The sequence below is a fragment of the Flavobacterium faecale genome, from assembly GCF_003076455.1.
GTDB classification, from domain to species: domain Bacteria; phylum Bacteroidota; class Bacteroidia; order Flavobacteriales; family Flavobacteriaceae; genus Flavobacterium; species Flavobacterium faecale.
Map to the genome: position 1 here is coordinate 4,483,783 of NZ_CP020918.1, position 22,246 is coordinate 4,506,028.

The following is a 22,246-nucleotide window of genomic DNA, read 5'->3' on the forward strand; positions in this document are numbered from 1 at the left end:
AAGAGCTAGACTCTCTTTGAAAGGCAAACGCAACGAAGAACAATTTAGATTTAAACAAGAGCAGATAGAAACATTAAAGAGTTTGGAAGATAGCGGTTATATTGATTTATATTTTGGAGACCAAAGTCATTTTGGACTCTCTCCTAATGTGCCTTATGCTTGGCAAACAAAGGATAATCCAATTTTGTTACCCGCTGCTAAAGGTAAATATCAGAATGTAGTTGGATTAATGACCCGTAAAAATAAACTCTATTTCGAAACACTTGAAACAACCTTTAATTCAGATAGAATCATCAGTTTTATGAATCGATTTGTGGAACAAACCATTAAAAAAACCATTGTAATTCTTGACAATTCTCCCATACACAAATCAAAGAAGTTTATGGCTAAAATAGAACAATGGAAAGAAAAAGATGTTTTAATTTACTTTTTGCCACCTTATTCTCCAGAGTTAAACCTGATTGAAATTCTATGGCGGAGAATAAAATATCAATGGTTAGATTTTGATGCTTATAAATCATTCGAAAACCTCAAAGAAAAATTAAATTTTGTCCTGACTAATTTTGGAATAAAATACGACATTAAATTTTAACCATTACTTACATAAGTAGCTTCTCCACCTAGTAAACCTACATATCCATTATTTGGAATTTGGTCATTACCCAATGTACCGTAACTCGCTCTCAATTTCATGAAATTAACTTTCTTATCTGTCCCGAAGAAACCTTCGTCAGAGATCACCCAACCTGCAGTAAAAGAAGGAAAGTAACCTACTCTATTATTTGGTCCAAATTTGGTAGACGCATCACGTCTTAACATAGCTGACAAAAGGTATTTCCCTTTGAAATCATATTGCATTCTACCAAAATAAGAAAGACGTCTTTCATCATATGCGTACGAAGCATTTGTTTTGGCATCCAAAATACCTGTAGTCAAAGATATATCAGCATAGGCCCATTCATTATTTGGTACATCATATCCTGTTCCAGTCAAACTATTTCCCCATTCTTTAAAAATGGTATTTCCTAGAGTACCTACAAAATTATGATCATTTACTTTTTTGGTATAAGTAAGAAATGCGTCAAAAGAGTAATTATTATCATTAACCGTTTGTTGGGTTACTGAACTTCTAACTACATCAAAAACTTTTCCTCCATAATGTACTTCTTTAGCAAATATTCTCGATTTACTATTTGACGTATTGAATCCAATAGAAGATGCAAAAACTAAACCAGTTGCAACTTTGTAATCCAATCCGAAATTTCCATTTATTTTCTTAAAATTATAACTATTGTAAGTGTTATCAATCTGCGCCAATGGATTAATAATTTCGTTACCAAATCCTGTTGTAATTGGAACCAAAGTAAAATTACCATCTGCATCTCTTGGAGCTATCGTTGCTGGTACATTCAAAGCATTAAATAAAACCGAACCTAAGCCGTTTTCGCTCAATGTTTTACGATCGAATTGTGTATAAATAACATTGGTTTTTAATTTTAAACGATCTGTAACATCTGCCCCTAAAGCAACTCTAGCAGTATTTCTTAAAAATCCTGATTTACTTTCGCCAACAATACCATTTTGATCTAAGTGCGATGCACTTACAGCATAAGTCATTTTCTCAGACCCACCATTAACACTCATATCGTGATTGATGATTGGTACACCTGTACTCATAACTTCTTTTTGCCAATTAGTTCCTTTACCCAATCCGGTTACGTTAGGATATTGTACTGCACCTCCACCATTTGCATAACTTTCATTCAAAAGCAAAGCATATTCGGTGGCATTCAATAAATTCAATTTTTTTGAAGCTTCTTGGAATCCTGCGTAGGTATTATATGAGATTCTTGCTTTAGAATTCTTTTTACCTGATTTTGTAGTAACCAATATAATACCGTTTGCACCAATAGTACCGTAAATAGCAGCTTGTGCATCTTTTAAAACAGTAAGTGATTCAATATCATTAGGATTTAGCAATCCTAATTCTCCAACATAACCATCAATAATAGTAGTTGGCCCACTAGTTCCATTTGTACCAACTCCACGTATTCTAATATCCAAGGCAGCTCCAGGAGACCCTGATTGTGTAGTAACATTTACACCGGCAACAGTACCTTGTAACGCTTGCTCGATTTTTACTGGTTTCAAAATCTCTAGCGTTTTACTGTCTATAACAGATACGGCTCCAGTTACTTCTCTTTTCTTTTGGCTACCGTAACCAATCACGACAACTTCGTCCAAAGTTTTTGCGTCACTGTCCATAATAACATCTAAGTTGTTTTTTGAAGCAGTCACTTTATATTCGAAAGTTTTAAAACCAATAAAGGAAACTACAACAACAGCACCCGAAGGTATTTTCTTTAACGTAAAATTACCATCAAAATCTGTAGATGTACCTATGGCAGTATTCTTTATTTGAACATTCGCTCCTGGTATTGTAAGCCCAGTAGCTTTTTCTTTTACTACTCCACTGAGATCATATCCTTGGGCGAAACCCAAAGTGGATAGCATTAGAAAAACAATTAGTAGATAATTTGATTTCATAATTAGTTAGTTTTTTGTGAATGATAAAATTAACACAGCAAAGTCCGAATTCCTCAAAAATAACCTCTACAAAAAACATACAATTCAAAAATAAACCAGTATTACTGCTAATTACAAGCATATTAAAAGATTTTTCCTATTATTAAAGCTAAAATCTAAATGTTAAGAAAATAAAAAAACCACAACATATTATAAATGTTGTGGTAATGTATAGTTTTTGACCGCTTAATTGGTAGAACTATACAGCCAAAATATACTCAGCAAGCCCTTGTTCATGTGCTAAATCCATTTTTTTACGCAATCGGTATCTTTTTATCTCTACAGAACGTACTGATATATTTAACAATGGAGCAATTTCTTTTGACGATAAATTCAGTCTCAAATAGGCACATAATTTCAAATCATTAGCCGTAAGGTTGGGATGAATCTCTTTCATTTTTTTCAGGAATTCTTTATCTGTTTTAGCAAAAGCATCTTGAAAAACACTCCAGGAATCTTTTCCGGTAATATTTTTATTAATTGTCGAGATGACCGATTTTATGCTTCGACTATCTCCATCTTCCGTACTCTTTTTTAAATCATCTTGAATAAAAGTCAACAACTCATTTTTACTATTTAAGTTCATCTCCGAGGCGGCTAACTCCTTATTAATGTCATCGACATTTTGAGACAGCTTTTCATTTTTTAAACGCATCAATTGTTGTTCATTCTCAAGCTCTTTAATTTCGAGCAAAAGATTATTCTCTTCTATTAATTTCTCCTGTTGTTTACGATGGTACAAATTGTATTGGTCCAACATTAACTTTACCGATATAAAACCTAAGATCAAATACATTATAACTGCAAAATTGGTTCCGTACCAAGGTTTCAAAATTGTAAAATTGTAGACTTGTGTATTTTCTAAATTTGAATTTGCAAACTTGGCCTTTACTTTAAACACATAATCACCGGAAGGAAGATTTTTAAAATTCACCGAAGACTTTACATTCCAATCACTCCACTCCTCTTGAAAACCCTCTAAGGCATATTGATATTCAGCATTAATGTACTTATTGTATTCTGGCACGGTATAATTAAAACTTATATTGTTTTCGTCATGATTAAACTCACCTTCAACATCAATCGGATTATTATGCAGTTCACCATTCAATTCATTCGAACTCACATTTGAAAGCAGAACGCTGTAATTTTTAAAAACGAGATCACTAATATTCATTGTATAATACCCATCTGTAGTTCCAAAAAAATAATTGGAAGGAGACAATTGCGTAATATTTTCGTACCCTAGCATAGAATTTGTCAAGGAAACCGGAATTGGAATACTGTTTTGTTTGAGTTGATTGCCTAGTTTGTTTGGTGCAAAATAACTAATATAATTTTTTGAAAATAGCCAAATACGATTGGAATCATCCACAATCATTTTTCCTGAGGTATATTCGTCTTTTTCAAAAACAGTACTTAGGATAGGCTCTTTTTCAAACTGCTTGGTTTTGGGATTGAGTTTAAAAACTCCTTTTTTATAAGCATAATAAATCGCACCATTAAAAGCGACTAGACTAGCATTCTTTCCTTTTTCTGGTTCTTTGTAGGCGAAAACATTTTTAATTTTCAGCAAATTCGCATCGGTCTGCAACCTGAAAACACCTTTATATTCATGACTAACATAAATTTCAAAATCTGAACTAATTTCAAAATATTTGGTCGAATAATCAAAGCCCATTATTTTATTTCGAAAATGCCATTGCCTATTTTTCTTTTCTAAAACAGATATTCCATAGTAATTTCCTTGTACTAACAAATTACTATTTCCTGGAACTTTCTCAAATTTCCAAGTCCCCGAACTAGAAAAAATAGACTGCGCTTGACCGTTTTGCACAATGAAGGTACCAGTATCATGTCCACAAAACAAAGTGTCGTCTGTTACAAACAAAGACCAAACTTGCCCCTTGGTTCCTTTTACAAACTGAAATTCTTCATTACTTTGAAAATTTTTACAAAACAATCCCTGATTGGTCCCAACATACAATTTACCTCCAAAAAGTTTTGAGGTATAAACCGTCCCCAAAACACCAGAATCATCTACATAACTTTGAATAGGCGATTTTAAATTGATACAATTAATACCATTATCCAATCCTATCCATAGATTTTTCTCATTATCTTCAAATAGTGACAGTGCAGTATTATTGCTTAAGCCCTTCCTTTGTGAAATGTGATACTGAAGCTTTCCTTCTTTCGAAACAATATAAATTCCATTTGAAACTGTTCCTATAGCATACCCGCCCGATACGAGAGCACAGCTATAAACGCTACCATCCTTTAATTGATCATCAATGTCTGTACTTAATTTAGATAAAACACCTCCTAATAATTTGTAAAAACCATTGGATTGCGTCATTAAAACTAAGCTGTCATCTTGCGGAAAAACATTGACTATCCTATTATTTTTTAATTGCGTATTGGAAGCGATTAATTTACTTTTACCGCTTTCTATCTCGTACAAACCTTGCCCGTGCGTTTGAAAATAAAGTGCACCATCGGATCGAAAAGATCGTACAATATTTGAACTAGGTGCTATTATTTTAAAACTCCCAGTCTTTGTATCATAAATATAAATTCGATTCAAGGATTGAAAAATTACCCATTGCTCATAGCTTAGAATATTCCAAAACTGTTCGTCGTCGAGAATTTTACTCTTTATGTAATGACTAATAGAATAATATTTTAAGGTACCATCAGATTTTCTTTTCCAAAAACCAAATTCCATGTAACTTCCTGTATATACACGATCACCAATCACTTTAACAGACCGTATAATTGCTTCGTTCGGTGATGGGTATAACTTCCAGTTTGAGCCATTAAACTCTAGTAAACCATCATTATTTGCAAAAAACACAAATTGATTATCTCCTTGCGAAATCATCCAATTTTGGTTACCTGCTCCATAGCTTATTGGACTATAATTTACAATCGGAGGTAGATCTTGACCAGAAGCAATGAATATTATAAAAACAGTAAATAATAGGTTGAGTTTTGTTTTCAATCTTATAAATTTTTTGAAGTTTTGCTAGTGTAAATTTAAGATTATAAATTAGTAGGACCTTAAAAACAATTAGATAATAACTATACAACAATTAAAAATGGATTTTTGGCTACAAAATCTGCAATTTTTAACCAATTTTATGACTTGTTCACCCCTATTTCTCTGTTTAAAATTACTTACTTTTGTATAAATTCGTTTTTTTATGCAAGTTGACCTTTCTACATTAGATCCCAAGAAAAATATTATCATTAAAGGTGCTCAGGTGCACAATCTTAAAAATGTTGATGTTGCCATCCCAAGAAATAAGTTGGTGGTAATAACTGGACTTTCCGGCTCTGGAAAATCAAGTTTGGCCTTTGATACGTTATATGCCGAAGGGCAACGTCGTTACGTAGAGAGTTTGTCCTCGTATGCGCGTCAGTTTTTGGGCCGTTTGGATAAGCCAAAAGTCGAATACATTAAAGGTATTGCTCCTGCCATAGCAATTGAGCAGAAAGTAAACACTACCAATGCCCGCTCTACAGTGGGGACCTCAACTGAGATTTATGATTATATCAAACTCCTATATGCCCGTATTGGTCGTACCTACTCCCCTATATCTGGGCAGGAAGTAAAGAAAAATACCGTAACCGATGTTGTAAATGCTGTAAAAGCTTTGGAACCAAATAGCAAATGGCTACTCCTAGCTCCTATCTTTTTGGAGAAAGGTCGAAAGCTTGAAGAAAAACTAAATACCCTACTTCAACAAGGTTTTGCTCGTGTTTTGATTGATAACGAAATGGTACGTTTGGACGAACTACCAGCTAAATTAGCTAAAAAAGAAATCCTTTTAATCATCGATAGAATTGTAGTCAAAGACGAAGAAGAGTTTTATAACCGCTTGTCTGATGCCGTGCAAACTGCTTTTTTTGAAGGAAAAGGAGAATGCTATTTACAAGATATAAACACTAAGGAACGTTTGTCTTATTCTAATAATTTTGAGTTAGACGGAATCACCTTCTTGGAACCAAATGTTCATTTATTTAGTTTCAACAATCCTTACGGTGCCTGCCCTGTGTGTGAAGGTTACGGAAACATCATAGGTATTGATGCCGAATTGGTGGTTCCCAATACCTCTTTGTCTGTGTATGAAAGTGCAATTTTTCCGTGGCGCGGCGAGAGCATGAGCTGGTACAAAGAAGAATTAATCAAGCACGCCTACAAATTTGATTTCCCTATCCACAAACCGTTTTTCGAACTAACAGCAGCTCAAAAAGAAGTAATCTGGACAGGAAATAGCTTTTTTCAAGGATTGAATGACTTTTTTCAGGAATTAGAAGCGAAAAATTATAAAATACAAAATCGTGTCATGCTTTCCCGCTACCGTGGCAAAACAAAATGTACCGCTTGTAAAGGGAAACGACTGAGAGTTGAAGCAAATTATGTGAAAATAAACGGCAAAACAGTATCTGAGTTGGTCGATCTACCGATTCAGCACTTGATTACTTTTTTCGAAAATATTGTTTTAGATATCTACGAAAAACAAATTGCCAAACGATTGTTAATCGAAATAAATAACCGTCTCTCCTTCTTGACCGAAGTAGGATTGAGTTATTTAACTTTAAATAGAAATTCATCTACGCTCTCTGGTGGTGAATCGCAACGTATCAATCTTGCTACCTCCTTAGGGAGTAGTTTGGTAGGATCGATGTATATTTTGGATGAGCCAAGTATCGGTCTACACCCTAAAGATTCTGAACGCTTGATTAAAGTACTACTTTCTTTGCGCGATTTAGGAAACACGGTGATCGTTGTTGAACATGACGAAGATATCATGAAAGCCGCTGATATGATTATAGATATTGGTCCCGAAGCAGGGACTTTTGGTGGAAATCTGGTAGCACAAGGAACATATGACGAAATATTAAAATCAACATCACTAACCGCTAAGTATTTAAACGGAGACTTAGCAATCGAAATTCCGAAAAAACGTCGACCTTTTAAGAATTTTATCGAAATTATTGGTGCCCGTGAAAATAATTTGCAAAATATTGATGTCAAGTTTCCATTAGATGTCTTGACTGTTATTACAGGAGTTTCAGGTAGTGGAAAAAGTACGTTGGTAAAGAAAATTCTTTTTCCAGCAATGCAAAAAAAGCTCGATAATGCGGGGGAAAAAGCAGGACAGTTTACCGAAATCAAGGGATCTTATTCGCACATTAAGCATATTGAATATGTGGATCAAAACCCGATTGGTCGTAGTTCGCGTTCCAATCCTGTGACCTACATCAAGGCCTATGACGATATTAGAGATTTATTTTCGAAAGAAAAACTATCGAAGTTACGAGGTTATTTGCCTAAACATTTTTCGTTTAACGTAGACGCAGGACGTTGTGAAACTTGTAGTGGAGAAGGAACAATAAATGTCGAAATGGTCTTTATGGCCGATGTGCAATTACCTTGCGAAACCTGTAACGGTAAACGTTTCAAAAAAGAAATACTCGAAGTACAGTTTGAAGGCAAAAATATCCATGACATTTTGAGCTTAACCATTGATGATGCAGTTGCATTTTTCGAAAAAAACAAGCAAGCCAAAATTACACAGAAACTAAAACCACTTCAAGATGTGGGACTTGGATATGTACAGTTAGGGCAATCCTCTTCAACACTATCCGGTGGAGAAGCGCAACGTATCAAACTCGCTTCGTTTCTAGTTAAAGGGGTTACCAAAGAAAAAGCACTTTTTGTATTTGATGAGCCAACTACGGGTTTACATTTTCATGATATCAAGAAATTAATGGCGTCGTTTGATGCTTTAATCGAAAAAGGGCATTCTATTTTGGTCATCGAGCACAATCTAGATTTGATCAAATGTGCCGATTATATTATCGATTTAGGTCCAGAAGGTGGTGAGCATGGCGGGCAACTGCTTGCGCAAGGTACACCTGAAGAAATTATAAAAAACAAAAAATCGGTTACGGCCAAGTATTTAAAAGAAAAATTAAAATCGAAATAATGACGTACAAAGCAGTAATTTTTGACCTTGACGGCACTTTGGTCAACTCTTTGAGCGATATTGCAACTGCCACAAACACCGTTTTGGCAAACAACAATTTCCCTACGCACGACGACCAAGCCTATAATTTTTTTGTAGGCAGCGGATTGCGTACCAGTGTTGCTCGTGCCTTACCCGCACATGCTCAAACTGAAACTGAAATTGATCGTTGCTACGATGAGATGATGCTAATTTATAACCGCGACTGTACTTTGACTACAAAACCATACAGTGGCATTATATCTCTCCTGGATCAATTGAAGGCGAAAGGAATAAAATTGGCCGTTTTATCGAACAAAGCAGATGCTCTGACAAAGAAAATCGCTGGTGAAATCTTTCCAGATTATTTTGAAATCATTCAAGGTCTAACCACCGAAGAATTTAAAAAACCGAACCCAGTCGTAGCATTGCAAATGGCTGCACAACTTGGCGTACAACCAAATGAAGTCTTGTACGTAGGTGATAGTGGCGTAGATATGGAAACAGCCGTTAACGCACAATTTCATGCTGTTGGCGTGCTTTGGGGTTTTCGACCGAAAGAAGAATTGCTAGCTACGGGAGCACAAACTTTACTTCACAACGCCGAAGAACTTCTGGAATTGCTATAAATTCTAAATCCCGTACTATTTTCTGTTCCTCTTTTTTTATTTCGAAAAGAAACCTATTTCAAGCATTAGATTCGCTATATTTATAAGGATTCATATAAACACACGGAAGCATGAAAATCTTACTAACAGGAGCTACAGGATACATCGGAAAAAGAATTCTACCCGCTTTGGTAGACGCGGGACACGAAGTAATTTGTTGTGTACGCGATGCAAAAAGATTTCACCCACCTGCTTCCTTAATAGATCAAATAGCTATTATCGAAATCGATCTTTTGGACAAAAAATCTTTAGACCGTATTCCAAAAGATATTGATGGTGCTTATTACTTAGTTCATTCTATGTCCGCTTCCTCGGATTATGAAGTACTAGAACAACAATCTGCAGAAAATTTCAGGGATGCACTTGCAAACACAAACGTAAAACATTTGGTCTATTTGAGCGGCATCGTGAATGAAACAGATTTATCTCCTCACCTAGCTTCTCGCAAAAATGTTGAACTTATTTTAAAAAAAGGGTCGTATCACTTTACCACTTTAAGGGCCGGAATCATCATTGGTTCTGGTAGTGCTTCGTTTGAAATCATTCGTGATTTGGTCGAAAAGCTTCCTTTTATGATCACCCCAAAATGGTTAATGACCAAATGTCAACCTATTGGTGTGACGGATGTAATCTTATTCTTGACTCAAACTATTTTTAACGTCAAAACATTCGATCAAAATTTTGATATTGGCGGGCCCGATATCCTTACCTACAAGCAAATGTTACTAGAGTTTGCTCAAGTACGAAATCTAAAACGCACCATCGTTATCGTACCCGTAATGACTCCAAAACTCTCCTCCTATTGGTTGTATTTCGTAACTTCTACCTCTTACAAATTGGCTACGGCCTTGGTGGATAGCATGAAGATAGAAGTCATTTGTCGCAACCACGACCTAAATACCATTTTAAACATTCAACCCCTTACTTACAGACAAGCCTTAAAAAAAGCGTTTCTGAAAATCGAAAGTAATTCGATCGTATCAAGCTGGAAAGACGCCTATGTGAGCAGTGGTAATACGATGACCATATCAGATTTTATTACGGTACCTTCTCATGGTTGTTTTGTTGACCAACGTGAAAAAATTATCCTTGATCGAAAAGCCAGCATTGCAAAAATTTGGGGAATTGGAGGTATTAACGGTTGGTATTATGGTAACTGGCTCTGGAAACTAAGAGGTTTCATGGATAAACTTGCTGGCGGTGTAGGACTACGTCGAGGACGCACCAATCCAGATGCACTTAATGTGGGTGATGCGTTGGACTTTTGGCGAATATTATATGCTGACAAAGAAGAAGGTCGATTGCTGTTGTATGCCGAAATGAAGCTACCTGGCGAGGCTTGGTTGGAGTTTAAAATCAAAGATAACAAACTACAACAAACTGCTACTTTCCGTCCACTAGGTCTTGCAGGCAGACTGTATTGGTATTCAGTACTGCCGTTTCATGGTTTCATCTTCAAGGGTATGCTAAATGCTATTATCAAAGGCAATTAATCATTCGATCTAAAACTTACTTTTTGATTTTTCGTAACAAACCATCAATAACACCATTAATTTCTGGTGAAATGGTGAATTTATAATTGAGATACCAATAAGCGATAGTCACCAAAATCGACTTTAAGGCAATAGCCACTAAAGGATACATTGGGAATTCCCAAAAGTAAAAAGCAAAAAATAGCCCAGCTGTCAAAAGTATAGACCAGACCGTTTGCTTAGAAAACGGATACAAATCCATACGTTTAACCACAAACATCAATTTGGCCAAACTATATAAGGTGATCGATAATAAGGTTGCAAAAGCAGAACCCGTGATACCAAAACGTGGAATAAAAAACATATTAAGCACTACAGTTAAGAACACTAGAAATAGCCCTAAAAATAAGACCATGCGGTAGTATTTGGAGTTGAAGATAATAGCATTATTATTCCCTAAAATCAGATCAAAATACTTTGATAGACCAATCATAAAAACAACTACAATTCCGCCACTGTATGCTTTTGGAACCAATTCATACAATTGATTGATATTTACAAAGATGCACAACATCACAAAACCACCCACAACCTGCAAATTGATACTTGTTTTTTTGTACAAACTGTTCAATTCATCATGCTTGTCTTCATGCATTAATTTAGCCGTGATTGGGTATACAATTTGGTGCATAGCACGACTAGGCACCGAAATCACCAAAGCAATGTAGGTGGCCACAGAGTAGTAAGCAATATTGTCAATTTTCATGTATTGGTTTAACATCAATTTGTCTCCATCTAATAGCAAATTGGCCACACTACCCGACAAAATAATGTAAAAAGTATATTCCAAAATCTCTTTGACGTTGTCTGGAATCACAAATTGAAAATTTGGTTTTTTTATTCGAAAGGCATATAGCATCGTAATTAGCAGCGCTAAAAAGTACAAACCAGCGGTTACATACACAAATTCTATAGGAGAAATGTATCCAAAATAAACGGCTATGGTGGCAAAAAATGAAAATATACGTAAGCCAACTTCTTTTATAAAATTACCAAAAACAGAATGCATGTGCACGCGTGCCCAAGCATAAAAAATCTCAAAATAGGCCATACAAATACCCACAAACGGAATCAACCAAATGAACTCTTTGACAATGGGGTTTTTCTTGGTAACAAAATACACAATGGTATCAAAATAAAACAATCCTATCAATCCTAGCGGAATGCATAAAAGTAGCGGAAACAAAACAGTAAACGACATGAAGCGATCACGTTCCTCCTCCGTTTTATATTGTGAGTAGTACTTGACCAGAGTATTTTGCATACCAATGGCAAACAGTGGCATGATCACATTGGCAGCCGAAAGTACATAATTGGTCACGGCATAATAGGTGGCTCCCAGAAAAACAGGATATAAGTAGAGCGTATTGATTGCTCCTACTCCAAAACCCAAATACGTAATGATGGTATTCTTTAACGACTGATTTAATACTATTCCCATGAAAAAGGTTAGAAATTATGGTTTATTATTGGTTAGAATTCAGCAACGAAGCTAATTCTTTGGTTAGATTTTTTCTAGAATATTGTTGTAATCCAACCGCATTCGATTGAAGTTTACCTTCCAAATACTGATTATAGAAATCTAGAATTTTATTCTTCAAACGCTCTTTTTCCGTGTATCGAAAGAAAACGCCTGTGTTTGTACTAGTGATAATTTCGGCAAAATCTGAATCTTCAGGACCAATCGCCACAATCGGACGGTTGGAAACCATGTATTCAAAAAGTTTCCCAGGTATGATGCTCTTGGTATCTGCTGAATCAATTTCGATAAGCAACAAAACCTGCGATTTTTTTTGGTGCGCAATGGCTTCCTCATGTGATATGTACCCCAAATTATTCAAATAAGAATCTAATTTGTAACTTGAAATAGTTTCTAAAACCTCTTGACTGACTGCTCCAATAAGTTTAATCTCTAAATGCGACTTAAAATTTGGTACCTCAGCAAGAATTTCAACCAAACTCTCCCACAAAATCGCTGGATTGCGCTCTGACAAAAAAGAACCAATATGCGCCAAAGTGAAGGCGATATCCAACTTTTGATTTCCAACCGCTTCATTATCGTAACCGTTGGTTATCACTTTAATTGGTTTTGTAGTAATCGCTTGAAATTCCGTTTTGGTTGTTTTACTAGTAACAATTATAGTGTCAGCAGCATTTAAAACTTGGTATTCTAATTTCTTATGTTTTTTAGCCGCATAAGTAGACAATCTTAACGATTTGTGGTATCCAATAGTAGTCCATGGATCGCGGAAATCTGCAAACCATTTTACCCCTAATTTTTTTTGCAGCTGTAGCCCAATCAGGTGTAAACTGTGTGGAGGTCCAGAGGTTATAATGGTTTTAATAGAATGTTCTGCAATATACTGTTCCAAAAAAGTAACCGAAGGCTTTACCCAATATTTTCGAGCATCTGGAATAAAAAGATTCCCTCGTATCCACAAGAAAACTTTATCCAAAAAGCTTTGCTTCTTTTTATTCGGAATAATTCCGGAGCTAATTTTTTTGGTTTTATTTTTCGAAAAAAAAGAGGCCAATTGATAAGGTTCGAAAATAGGTTGTTTTATGACCGTTACATTATCTGAAACCTCAGCAACCAACTTGTTGTCTACGATTGGATAGGTAGGATTCTCAGGCACATATACAATAGGTTGAAAACCAAAATCAGGTAAATATTTAGCAAACTTCAACCATCGTTGTACACCTGGACCTCCTGCTGGTGGCCAATAATAGGTAATAATTAAAACTTTTGAATCACTAGGCTTTAAAGGGTCATTTGATTCAGTACGGATTTTATTCTCCATAATTACTGTTCAAGACCATTGCTATTGGCTAGATTTTTTTTTCTTTCGATATAAATTCCGCCAATCAATAATAGTAAGATTACACCACAACTAGCCAAGGTAATTGCACTACCAGTTTTTATAACTTGAGGCTCAAATTTGAACTCAATTGTGTGTTTCCCTGGAGGCACCATCATAGCTCTTAATACATAATCTACAGGAAAATGATTGGTTAATTCGCCGTCAACATAAGCATTCCAACCTTTTTCATAATAAATTTCAGAGAATACAGCTAGACCTTCATTTTTAGTTTCAGCGGTATATTTCAAATAATTCGGCTTATAAACGTTCAACTGAATAGTTCCTGTAGTATCTAAATTTCGTTTTAAACGAGCGTTTTTAAATTTATCACCATACATCTGCATATTGAAAACGGCAGCTATTTTTGTATTTAATTGGTCCAAAGTCCTCATTTCGTCATTGGCCTTGTTCACCAACTTCAAATCATGTACAAACCAAGCATTCCCGTTTGCATTAGGGTTACTTGTTGGAAACTCTTTTCCTTCTTTATCCGTTTGAATCACATATTTGACGTTCAACATATTCAAGACTTGCATGTTGTTTTTTGAAATTTGATAATCAAAAAGCTGTTGCATTCTTCTTGGTTTAGCCGCGTGATAACCACCAATTGATTTGTGAAAATAAGATGATCGTGCACTTGAGAAATTCCCGTTAACTTCAAAAACACGATAATGAGACGTATCTTTTAAAATTTCTGCATCAGACGGTGTTTCTTGAAAAGGCACTGCCACTTCACGACCGCTTACAAAATCTTTGGCAGCCACATATCTTTTGTCAACAAAAAACAAATCAGATACCATGAACAAACCTACCAAAATTATTGCTGTATTTTGTGCTAATTTATTTTTTATCACTAACCATAATGCACCCGCAACCAAAAGTATAAAAAATGTAGAACGCAATAGATCGGCGCTATACAAACTTTTTCGATCTATTTTCAAAGCATCTACAAAATCAGGTCCATAAGATTCCATGAAGTAGGCGTCGCTTCCTCCTGAAAATTGAAATAAACCTTTGCACAAGAATAAAATAACCACTAAACCAATTCCGACAGCAGTAGTTCTAATCAATCCCTTTTGTTGTTGTGTTTTATCTGATGTGAAAAACGATTGTAATCCCATGACAGCCAAAACCGGAAAGCATAGCTCCAATAATACTTGTATCGAAGAAACTGCTCTAAACTTATTGTACAAAGGCACAATGTCTATAAAGAAATCTGTCAATGCTGGAAAGTTTTTCCCCCATGACAATAATAAAGCTACAATAGCACCCGATAAAAAGACATATTTAATTTTTCTTTCGTCAATAAACAAAGCCAAAGCAGCCAAAAAGAAAACAACTACACCTATATATGCAGGCGCGGCTACAATAGGCTGATCTCCCCAATAGGTGGGCATGCCTGAAACAAAGTCAGCTGCTTGTGCATCGGGCACTCCCTTGCTAATCATGAACTGATACATATTACTATCCGTCCCTACGTTTTCACTATTTGAACCACCAAATAATCTTGGCACAACCAAATTTAAACTTTCGGCAACGCCATAACTATATTCTGTAATGTAATCTCGTGAAAGAGCGCTTGAACTATTGTTTAATGAACCATCAGGATTGTATGTTAATTCACTTTTTCCTCTAGTGCTAAAGTTGGCATACTCTGCTGTTGCCATCAAGTTGGTTGCATTGGCACCAATAGCCAAAATACCCGCTATCACCAAAACACCAAATGATTGCAATAATGGCTTGAATTCTTTGCGCTTTATTCCTAAATAGGCGTAGTAGCCAGATACAATCAAAACCAAAATCAGTAAATAATACGTCATTTGAAAGTGATTTGCGTTTATTTCTAAGGCTGCTGCAAATAAGGTAAGGAGGCCTCCAACCACATAACGTCGTTGAAAAACCATTAAAATTCCAGCAATTACGAGTGGCATGTATCCTATCGCATGTGCTTTGGCATTGTGGCCAACACCGAGAATAATAATTAAATAAGTAGAAAAACCGAAAGCAATAGATCCAAAGAAAGCTTTTAGCGGATCTACTTTCAATACCAGCATAAGCCCATAAAAACCAAGGAAATATAAAAATAAATAATCGGCTGGACGAGGTAAAAACCGAATAGCATCATCCAATGCGCCTATGTAATCGTGAGGATATTTGGCACCCAACTGATACGTTGGCATACCACCAAAAGCTCCGTCAGTCCAATACGGCTCCGTATGATCTGTAGCTCTAAAATCATTTTGCTCTTTGGCCATACCCGTATATTGAGCAATATCTGACTGAAAGATCTGTTTACCTTGTAATACAGGATAAAAATAAACTAGAGAAACCAAAATGAAACCAAAAATGGCAAGAGCGTGCGGATAAAACTTCTGTATAATTTTCAATGTTCGAGCGTATTTATATAGGGTTAATTCGAAATATTTGAGGCAAATTTAATCTATTTCTTCATAATCCACATAATCACCTACTTTTTTAGTTTCCTTAGGATTTTTGGACTGTGTAGGTTGGTAGTATATATCGTTACTAGATTGCGTTTTATTCCACGAATTATCCTGAGCATTTTGGCGCTGTTGGTCAAAATTTGAACCTGCTTTTTCTACTACTTTCTTTAATACAAGTGGTAAAAACAACTTTACCAAAAATCTAAAAACATAGTAAAAAGCAATTATATATAGTAGGGTTCTAAAAAAACCTGCAAAAGAAGCTGTTTCCATAATTCATTGATTTTAGACAAAATTAGCAAATCCTACTGTCAAAATTAAACTATCTGCCTTAAATTAATGATAAAATATAGTACATTTGGACAGCGCAATGCTTGTAAACACTTAAAAACAACACTATGCACCAGTTCAAAATTGCTATTTTACTTGCTTTTTTAATGGCTCCTTTAGTTCATTACGGACAATACACAGACGAAATCAACTCCAACAGACCCGGAAAGTCCATGTCGGCTTTTTCCGTAGGAAAGTCAATTTTTCAAGTAGAATCTGGTATATATGGTATCAAAGAAAACCATAGTTTACTAAATTATGATGCCAATGGTTTTGGGCTCGACCTAACCTTACGCTACGGAGCAATAGTGGAGCAATTGGAATTTATTGGAGAATTGCAGTATCAAAATGAAAACTTTGTACAGCAAACTATTAGCACCAACAGATCTGCTTTGAAGCAAACCGTTTTTGGAGCGAAATATCTAATTTATGACCCCTTTAAAAACTACCAGAAAAAAGTAAATATTTACAGTTGGAAAGCCAATCGAGGATTTGACTGGCACCAAATGATTCCTGCGGTCTCTATATTTGCAGGAGCTAATTTTACTTTTTCGAATAATCCTTACTCGTTTTCTCCTGAGCCCAGTATTTCGCCAAAAATCATGTTTATTACACAAAACCATTTTGGAGATGGCCGTTGGGTTTTTGTAACCAATGTAATAGCAGATTATCTAACAACCGAGTACCCCAGCTACGGTTATGTATTAACTTTGACGCGTGGTTTTAACAAACAATGGTCTGGTTTTATCGAAAATCAAGGATATAAGAGCGACTTTTATAGCGATGCCATTGTACGAGGTGGTGCCGCTTACTTATTCGGAAAAAATATACAAATCGATGCTTCTATCAGTTCTAGTCTCAAAACTACCCCTTCTATATTGTATGGTGGAGTAGGTTTTTCATGGAGATATGATGGAAATTATAAAGAAGTACATATGAAATTAGATAAAAAAGGCGGATCGAAATCAGAAAAAAAGGCGACCAAAAAAGCAGCCAAAAAATCAAAAAAAGCCAAAATTTAAATAAATTACAGTCAATACATGATTACTATACAAGAAGTAAAAACTAAAAAAGAATTAACTGCTTATATTAAATTCCCTTTCGAATTATACAAAGACAATGAATTTTGGGTACCTCCAATCATTGCTGACGAATTGGAAACGTTTGACAAAACCAAAAATCCAGCATTTGAAAATGCAGAGGCCTACTATTATGTTGCTCTAAAAAACAATAAAATTGTCGGTCGTATTGCTGCTATCATCAATTGGGAAGAAGTAAACAATCAGCACAAGAACAAGGTTCGTTTTGGCTGGTTTGATGTTATTAATGACATTGAAGTAACCAAGTTGTTATTAGAAAAAGTGTATGAATTAGGTCGAAAAAACAAATTGGAATACGTTGAAGGACCTATGGGTTTTTCTAATCTTGACAAAGTTGGCGTACTAACGGAAGGTTTTGATCAAATGGGGACCATGGTTACCTGGTACAATCACCCGTATTATGCAACTCACTTTGAAAAATTGGGGTTTGTAATGGAAAAGGAATATATAGAAAGTAAATTTCCTTTCGAAAATGTAAAATTAGAATACTTTGACAAAGCCCAAGAACTCATCAAAAGAAGGTATCAATTAAAGGAATTAAACTTCAAGAAAACTAAAGACGTTTTGCCTTATGTTGACAAAATGTTTGATTTATTCAACGCTTCTTATGCCAATTTATCCTCGTTTGTAGCTATTACAGACGTTCAAAAAGAATATTTCAAGAAAAAATACATCAGTTTCATTAATCCGGAATACATTAAATTTGTAGAGGATAAGGATCATAATTTGGTTGCTTTTGCAATCGTAATGCCTAGTTTTTCTAAAGCCTTGCAAAAAGCGAATGGAAAGCTATTCCCTTTTGGTTTTTATCATTTGTTAAATGCGAGAAACAATAGCAAAGACGTCACTTTTTACTTAATCGGTGTACATCCTGATTACCAAAGTAAAGGTGCACATGCCATTATTTTTAAAGAATACCATACCACTTTTACTCAAAAAGGCATCCAAAATTGTATTCGTACGCCTGAACTAGCCGATAACCATGCTATTCACGCCATTTGGAAAAATTTTGACCCTAAGATTACCTGTAGAAGAAAAACATTTAAAAAAGACCTATAATAGTAGCTTATTATCAAGGTTGTTGACATTCTATATTGCTATTTTTAATGTATTGGCAAATCTCTGAAAAGATAACAGCAACAACTAGTTTTCGTAGCAGAAAGCGCTGCAACCTGCTAAAGCAGTAGTAATTACTAAAAACAAAAAAAACCATTAGCCCCCACTAATGGTTTTAAAATATTAAATAATCAGAAAGCTATTCTTTACAATCAATTTTATTGTAAACTACATTTCCGTCATATTTAATTTTACTTTTATCTTTGAATGCTACTTTACCGTTCATTTCAACTGTCGGGCCATATCCTTCAATTAAAGTAGTCGCATCTTTTTTCAAAAAAGCAACCTCTTTTATGCTTGTTTTTCCTTCAGACTGAAATTTGTAATCAGCATAAATGGTATCTCCTTTCACATTACCCAGTATAGTTCCAAAACTTTTATCTTTTTGTGCATACGAATAATCCAATTCACCTGTAAACTCATTGATACTGTTAATATCAACTGTTAGTGTGATAGTGTCTTTTTCGATAATAGCTTGAAAACATTCCTTAGTTATTGTTTCCAAGGGCGCTTCGACAACTACTGGTGCGATTACAACTTCTTCTTTTGAACTATTTTTACAAGATGATAGCAAGGCTACAAATGCTACTGTACTTAATAGGTATATCGTTTTCATGGTTATAGTATTATTGGTTTATACATGCAAAGTTATCTATAAACCACAAAAGCCATTCATACAATGAATGGCTTTTGTTATATAATTCCCATGAGGGATACTACTATTCTACTTCGGCAGCGTCTAAATCAACTTTTGTTTTACTTGCAATTTCTTTGTAAGTACCATTTACTAATTTTTCGCGAATAGCTTCAAAAGAAGTTAATGTAAGATCAATATCAGATAAAGAGTGAGATGCAGTTGGAATAACACGCAACAAAATAATTCCTTTTGGAATTACAGGATAGATCACAATAGAAAGAAAGATACCGTAGTTCTCTCTCAAATCATTCACCATCACCATAGCTTCTGGCACACTACCTTCAAGATATACAGGTGTTACACAAGTATTTGTATCACCAATATTAAATCCTTTAGATTTTAATCCGTTTTGCAATGCATTTACGTTTTCCCAAAGTTTGTCTTTCAATTCTGGGTGGTTACGCAACAATTCCAAACGTTTCAACGAACCAATTGTTTGAATCATTGGCAACGCCTTTGCAAACATTTGTGAACGTAAATTATATTTTAGGTAATCGATAATTTCTTTATCTGCAGCAACAAAAGCTCCAATATTTGCCATTGATTTTGCAAAAGTAGAGAAATAAACATCGATTTCATCTTGAACTCCTTGCTCTTCACCTGCTCCAGCACCTGTTTTACCAAGGGTACCAAAACCGTGTGCATCATCAACTAGTAAACGGAAATTGTATTTCTTTTTCATTTCTACAATTTCTTTCAACTTACCTTGTTGACCACGCATTCCAAACACACCTTCAGTAATAAAAAGAATACCTCCACCTGTTTCCGACGCTATTTTGGTAGCACGTTGCAGGTTTTTCTCCATACTTTCAATGTCATTGTGTTTGTATGTAAAACGTTTACCAGCATGCAAACGAACTCCGTCAATAATACAAGCGTGTCCATCTACATCGTATACAATTACATCATTTCTTGTTACCAAAGCATCAATAATAGACACCATTCCTTGGTAACCGAAATTCAATAAATACGCTGACTCCTTCATTACAAAAGCAGCCAATTCATTTTCTAGTTGTTCATGGTATTTTGTGTGACCACTCATCATACGAGCACCCATAGGAGCAGCTGCGCCAAATTCTAAAGCCGCATCAGCATCTGCTTTACGTACTTCAGGATGATTAGCTAGACCTAAATAGTCATTCAAACTCCAGTTCAAAACTTCTTTCCCTTGAAACTTCATTCTTGGTCCTAAATCACCTTCTAATTTTGGAAATACAAAGTAACCCTCTGCTTGTGAAGCCCATTTTCCTAAGGGACCTTTATTGTTCTGAATTCTTTCGAATAAATCTTTTACCATAATATCTCTAGTAATAATTTTAATTTTAAGCGTTTGCAAAAATAAATATTTAAATTTTATTACCACCTTATAACCTCATTTATTTTTCGGTTAGGTACACCTATCACTGCATTTTAAAAGAATCACACTACTTTTTACCTATAATATAAGGAAGAAAACGCACGTTTAAGTTTTAAAAACAGGCACTTCTCTACCGATTTGAGTACCGATTATTTTAAAGCGATGGTGCAAAAACCACAAAACAGAAAATTATTGATTCCACAGCACCTATATATGTAACCTAAAATGCTCCTTTCTTTTATAAAACTAAGTCTTCAAACAAACGCGCTGTTGTTCGATCCAAATCGTCACACAAACCAGGATGTGGTCTTGATGTTTGAATTACAGAACTACGCAAAGCAGTCAACCATCTAAATCGTGACGGAATATCCATCATAGCGATTGGGCCACCGTCTTTGGTACCATGACCTACTTTTTCAAAGGCTGAAATGTTAGCTACAATCTGTTCTACATCTGCTTCTGCAGACATTGCCAAGATTTTTTCGACCGCCACATGATGCAGTACCTTAATATACTTTGCTTTTTTGCAGAAAACTATTATTCCAACATTAAGAAACTCTTCGCGCTCTACCCTTGGTACAACCCGAATTACGGCATACTCATATAAGTTTTTCTCTTGCATCTTGGGCTTCCTTAACAAAGTTATCTGAATGTTTTAATCGAATGGATAGAAACTGAAAATAGACCTCTCTCAATTCTTCTGGGGTAGCTTCTACATCTTCCCATTGCAACCACTCTATCGGAATAAGTTTTACTATTTCGAGCAAAACTTCATCGGTCAATATGGCCTTAAAAGCTGTATCAACGGCGGCAAGTTGCGCTGCTTGTGGCAACAGAACATGATCCTTGATAAGGGCAAACGGACTCTGAGCATGCTTTTCCCAATTGGTCCAAGAATGATGAAAATACAAACTTGCACCATGATCAATCAGCCACAGCTCTTTGTGCCAAATCAACATATTGGTATTTCTAAAAGTACGATCTACATTGGTAATAAAGGCATCCAACCATACTATTTGAGAGGCCATAAGCGGCTCTACCGTTGTAACCACTGGATCAAAATTGATGGCTCCAGACAAAAAATGCAAGGCCAAATTAAGACCTTGACTTCCTTGAAGCAAATCCTGAATTTCTTCGTCAGCTTCAGTACGTCCAAACGCTTCTTCAAGATTAGCATACACCAATTCTGGAATTCTTAATTTCAGCACACGGGCGATTTCACCTCCGATTAATTCGGCAATCAATGCTTTTACACCGTGACCTGCTCCTTTAAACTTAAGAACATATTTAAAATCATCATCAGCCTCGGCCAAAGCTGGCAAAGAACCTCCTTCTCGCAAAGGTGTGATGTACCGCGTCACATTGACGGTACGAAGATTGAATTTGCTTATCATATTCGAAATAAATTGAACTACAAACTTACAAATAAGAAAAGTGGTATTTGATGACTATCGGGATCATTTTTTATTTCAAAAAAAAGAAAAAAGCAAGACTATTACAATGCTAGTAAGAAAATCAGGATTATTTTATAAAAAATT

16 protein-coding genes are annotated in these 22,246 nt (G+C 35.3%); 6 read left to right on the forward strand and 10 right to left on the reverse strand.

The genetic code is table 11. From position 1 onward, the window contains the following. Positions 1-16: 16 nt before the first annotated feature. Positions 17-592: an IS630 family transposase gene (locus FFWV33_RS18645; RefSeq protein ID WP_159085952.1), complete on the forward strand. Its 576-nt coding sequence runs from the start codon at positions 17-19 to the stop codon at positions 590-592. On the opposite strand, the gene FFWV33_RS18650 is transcribed toward FFWV33_RS18645, so the two are convergent. Both FFWV33_RS18650 and FFWV33_RS18655 read right to left on the reverse strand, forming a co-directional pair. Then, positions 589-2,547, reverse strand: a complete 1,959-nt coding sequence (locus FFWV33_RS18650) for a SusC/RagA family TonB-linked outer membrane protein (protein WP_108742297.1) — start codon at positions 2,545-2,547, stop codon at positions 589-591. The two genes, FFWV33_RS18645 and FFWV33_RS18650, sit on opposite strands and share 4 nt — an antisense overlap. Before the next feature lie 238 nt (positions 2,548-2,785). After that, entirely contained in the window at positions 2,786-5,590 is a 2,805-nt protein-coding gene (locus FFWV33_RS18655; RefSeq protein ID WP_342748664.1) for a triple tyrosine motif-containing protein, read from the reverse strand. Between the two features lie 202 nt (positions 5,591-5,792). On the opposite strand from FFWV33_RS18655, the gene uvrA reads away from it, so the two are divergent. From uvrA to FFWV33_RS18670, 3 genes are all read left to right on the forward strand, one after another. After that, positions 5,793-8,585, forward strand: a complete 2,793-nt coding sequence (gene uvrA, locus FFWV33_RS18660; protein ID WP_108742298.1) for an excinuclease ABC subunit UvrA — start codon at positions 5,793-5,795, stop codon at positions 8,583-8,585. After that, positions 8,585-9,232: an HAD family hydrolase gene (locus FFWV33_RS18665; protein ID WP_108742299.1), complete on the forward strand. Its 648-nt coding sequence runs from the start codon at positions 8,585-8,587 to the stop codon at positions 9,230-9,232. The genes uvrA and FFWV33_RS18665 overlap by 1 nt, the downstream gene beginning before the upstream one ends. 110 nt (positions 9,233-9,342) lie before the next feature. Then, positions 9,343-10,764, forward strand: a complete 1,422-nt coding sequence (locus FFWV33_RS18670) for an SDR family oxidoreductase (protein ID WP_108742300.1) — start codon at positions 9,343-9,345, stop codon at positions 10,762-10,764. A 16-nt stretch (positions 10,765-10,780) separates the two neighbouring features. Here FFWV33_RS18670 and FFWV33_RS18675 read toward each other — a convergent pair whose 3' ends face one another. From FFWV33_RS18675 to FFWV33_RS18690, 4 genes are read right to left on the reverse strand one after another with little or no spacing between them, the layout of a single operon-like run. After that, on the reverse strand, positions 10,781-12,244 hold the full coding sequence (locus tag FFWV33_RS18675; RefSeq protein ID WP_108742301.1) for an oligosaccharide flippase family protein: 1,464 nt from the start codon (positions 12,242-12,244) through the stop codon (positions 10,781-10,783). Positions 12,245-12,269: 25 nt separating this feature from the next. Then, positions 12,270-13,604 (reverse strand): glycosyltransferase family 4 protein, encoded by a 1,335-nt coding sequence (locus FFWV33_RS18680; RefSeq protein WP_108742302.1) that lies wholly within the window; start codon positions 13,602-13,604, stop codon positions 12,270-12,272. A gap of 2 nt (positions 13,605-13,606) precedes the next feature. Further along, positions 13,607-16,051, reverse strand: a complete 2,445-nt coding sequence (locus FFWV33_RS18685) for a YfhO family protein (RefSeq protein WP_108742303.1) — start codon at positions 16,049-16,051, stop codon at positions 13,607-13,609. 48 nt (positions 16,052-16,099) lie between these two features. Continuing rightward, a complete protein-coding gene (locus tag FFWV33_RS18690; RefSeq protein WP_108742304.1) occupies positions 16,100-16,381 on the reverse strand; it encodes a DUF4834 family protein in 282 nt (93 codons plus the stop codon). 125 nt (positions 16,382-16,506) lie between these two features. On the opposite strand from FFWV33_RS18690, the gene FFWV33_RS18695 reads away from it, so the two are divergent. Together FFWV33_RS18695 and FFWV33_RS18700 are read left to right on the forward strand one after the other, a co-directional pair. After that, entirely contained in the window at positions 16,507-17,460 is a 954-nt protein-coding gene (locus FFWV33_RS18695; protein WP_245891594.1) for a transporter, read from the forward strand. Positions 17,461-17,478: 18 nt separating this feature from the next. Continuing rightward, a complete protein-coding gene (locus tag FFWV33_RS18700; RefSeq protein WP_108742305.1) occupies positions 17,479-18,597 on the forward strand; it encodes a GTP cyclohydrolase in 1,119 nt (372 codons plus the stop codon). 196 nt (positions 18,598-18,793) lie between these two features. Here the strand turns inward: FFWV33_RS18700 and FFWV33_RS18705 are convergent, their stop codons facing one another. The 4 genes from FFWV33_RS18705 to FFWV33_RS18720 form a co-directional block, all read right to left on the reverse strand. Further along, positions 18,794-19,270 (reverse strand): hypothetical protein, encoded by a 477-nt coding sequence (locus FFWV33_RS18705; RefSeq protein WP_108742306.1) that lies wholly within the window; start codon positions 19,268-19,270, stop codon positions 18,794-18,796. A gap of 103 nt (positions 19,271-19,373) precedes the next feature. Beyond that, positions 19,374-20,648 carry a cysteate-C-fatty acyltransferase gene (capB, locus tag FFWV33_RS18710; protein ID WP_108742307.1) on the reverse strand — a complete coding sequence of 425 codons (1,275 nt, stop codon included), beginning with the start codon at positions 20,646-20,648 and terminating at the stop codon, positions 19,374-19,376. A gap of 298 nt (positions 20,649-20,946) precedes the next feature. Continuing rightward, complete coding sequence (locus FFWV33_RS18715; RefSeq protein ID WP_108742308.1) at positions 20,947-21,330, reverse strand: DUF3037 domain-containing protein; 384 nt, start codon at positions 21,328-21,330, stop codon at positions 20,947-20,949. Beyond that, on the reverse strand, positions 21,308-22,102 hold the full coding sequence (locus FFWV33_RS18720) for a HipA family kinase (RefSeq protein WP_108742309.1): 795 nt from the start codon (positions 22,100-22,102) through the stop codon (positions 21,308-21,310). The genes FFWV33_RS18715 and FFWV33_RS18720 overlap by 23 nt, the downstream gene beginning before the upstream one ends. Positions 22,103-22,246: the final 144 nt, after the last annotated feature.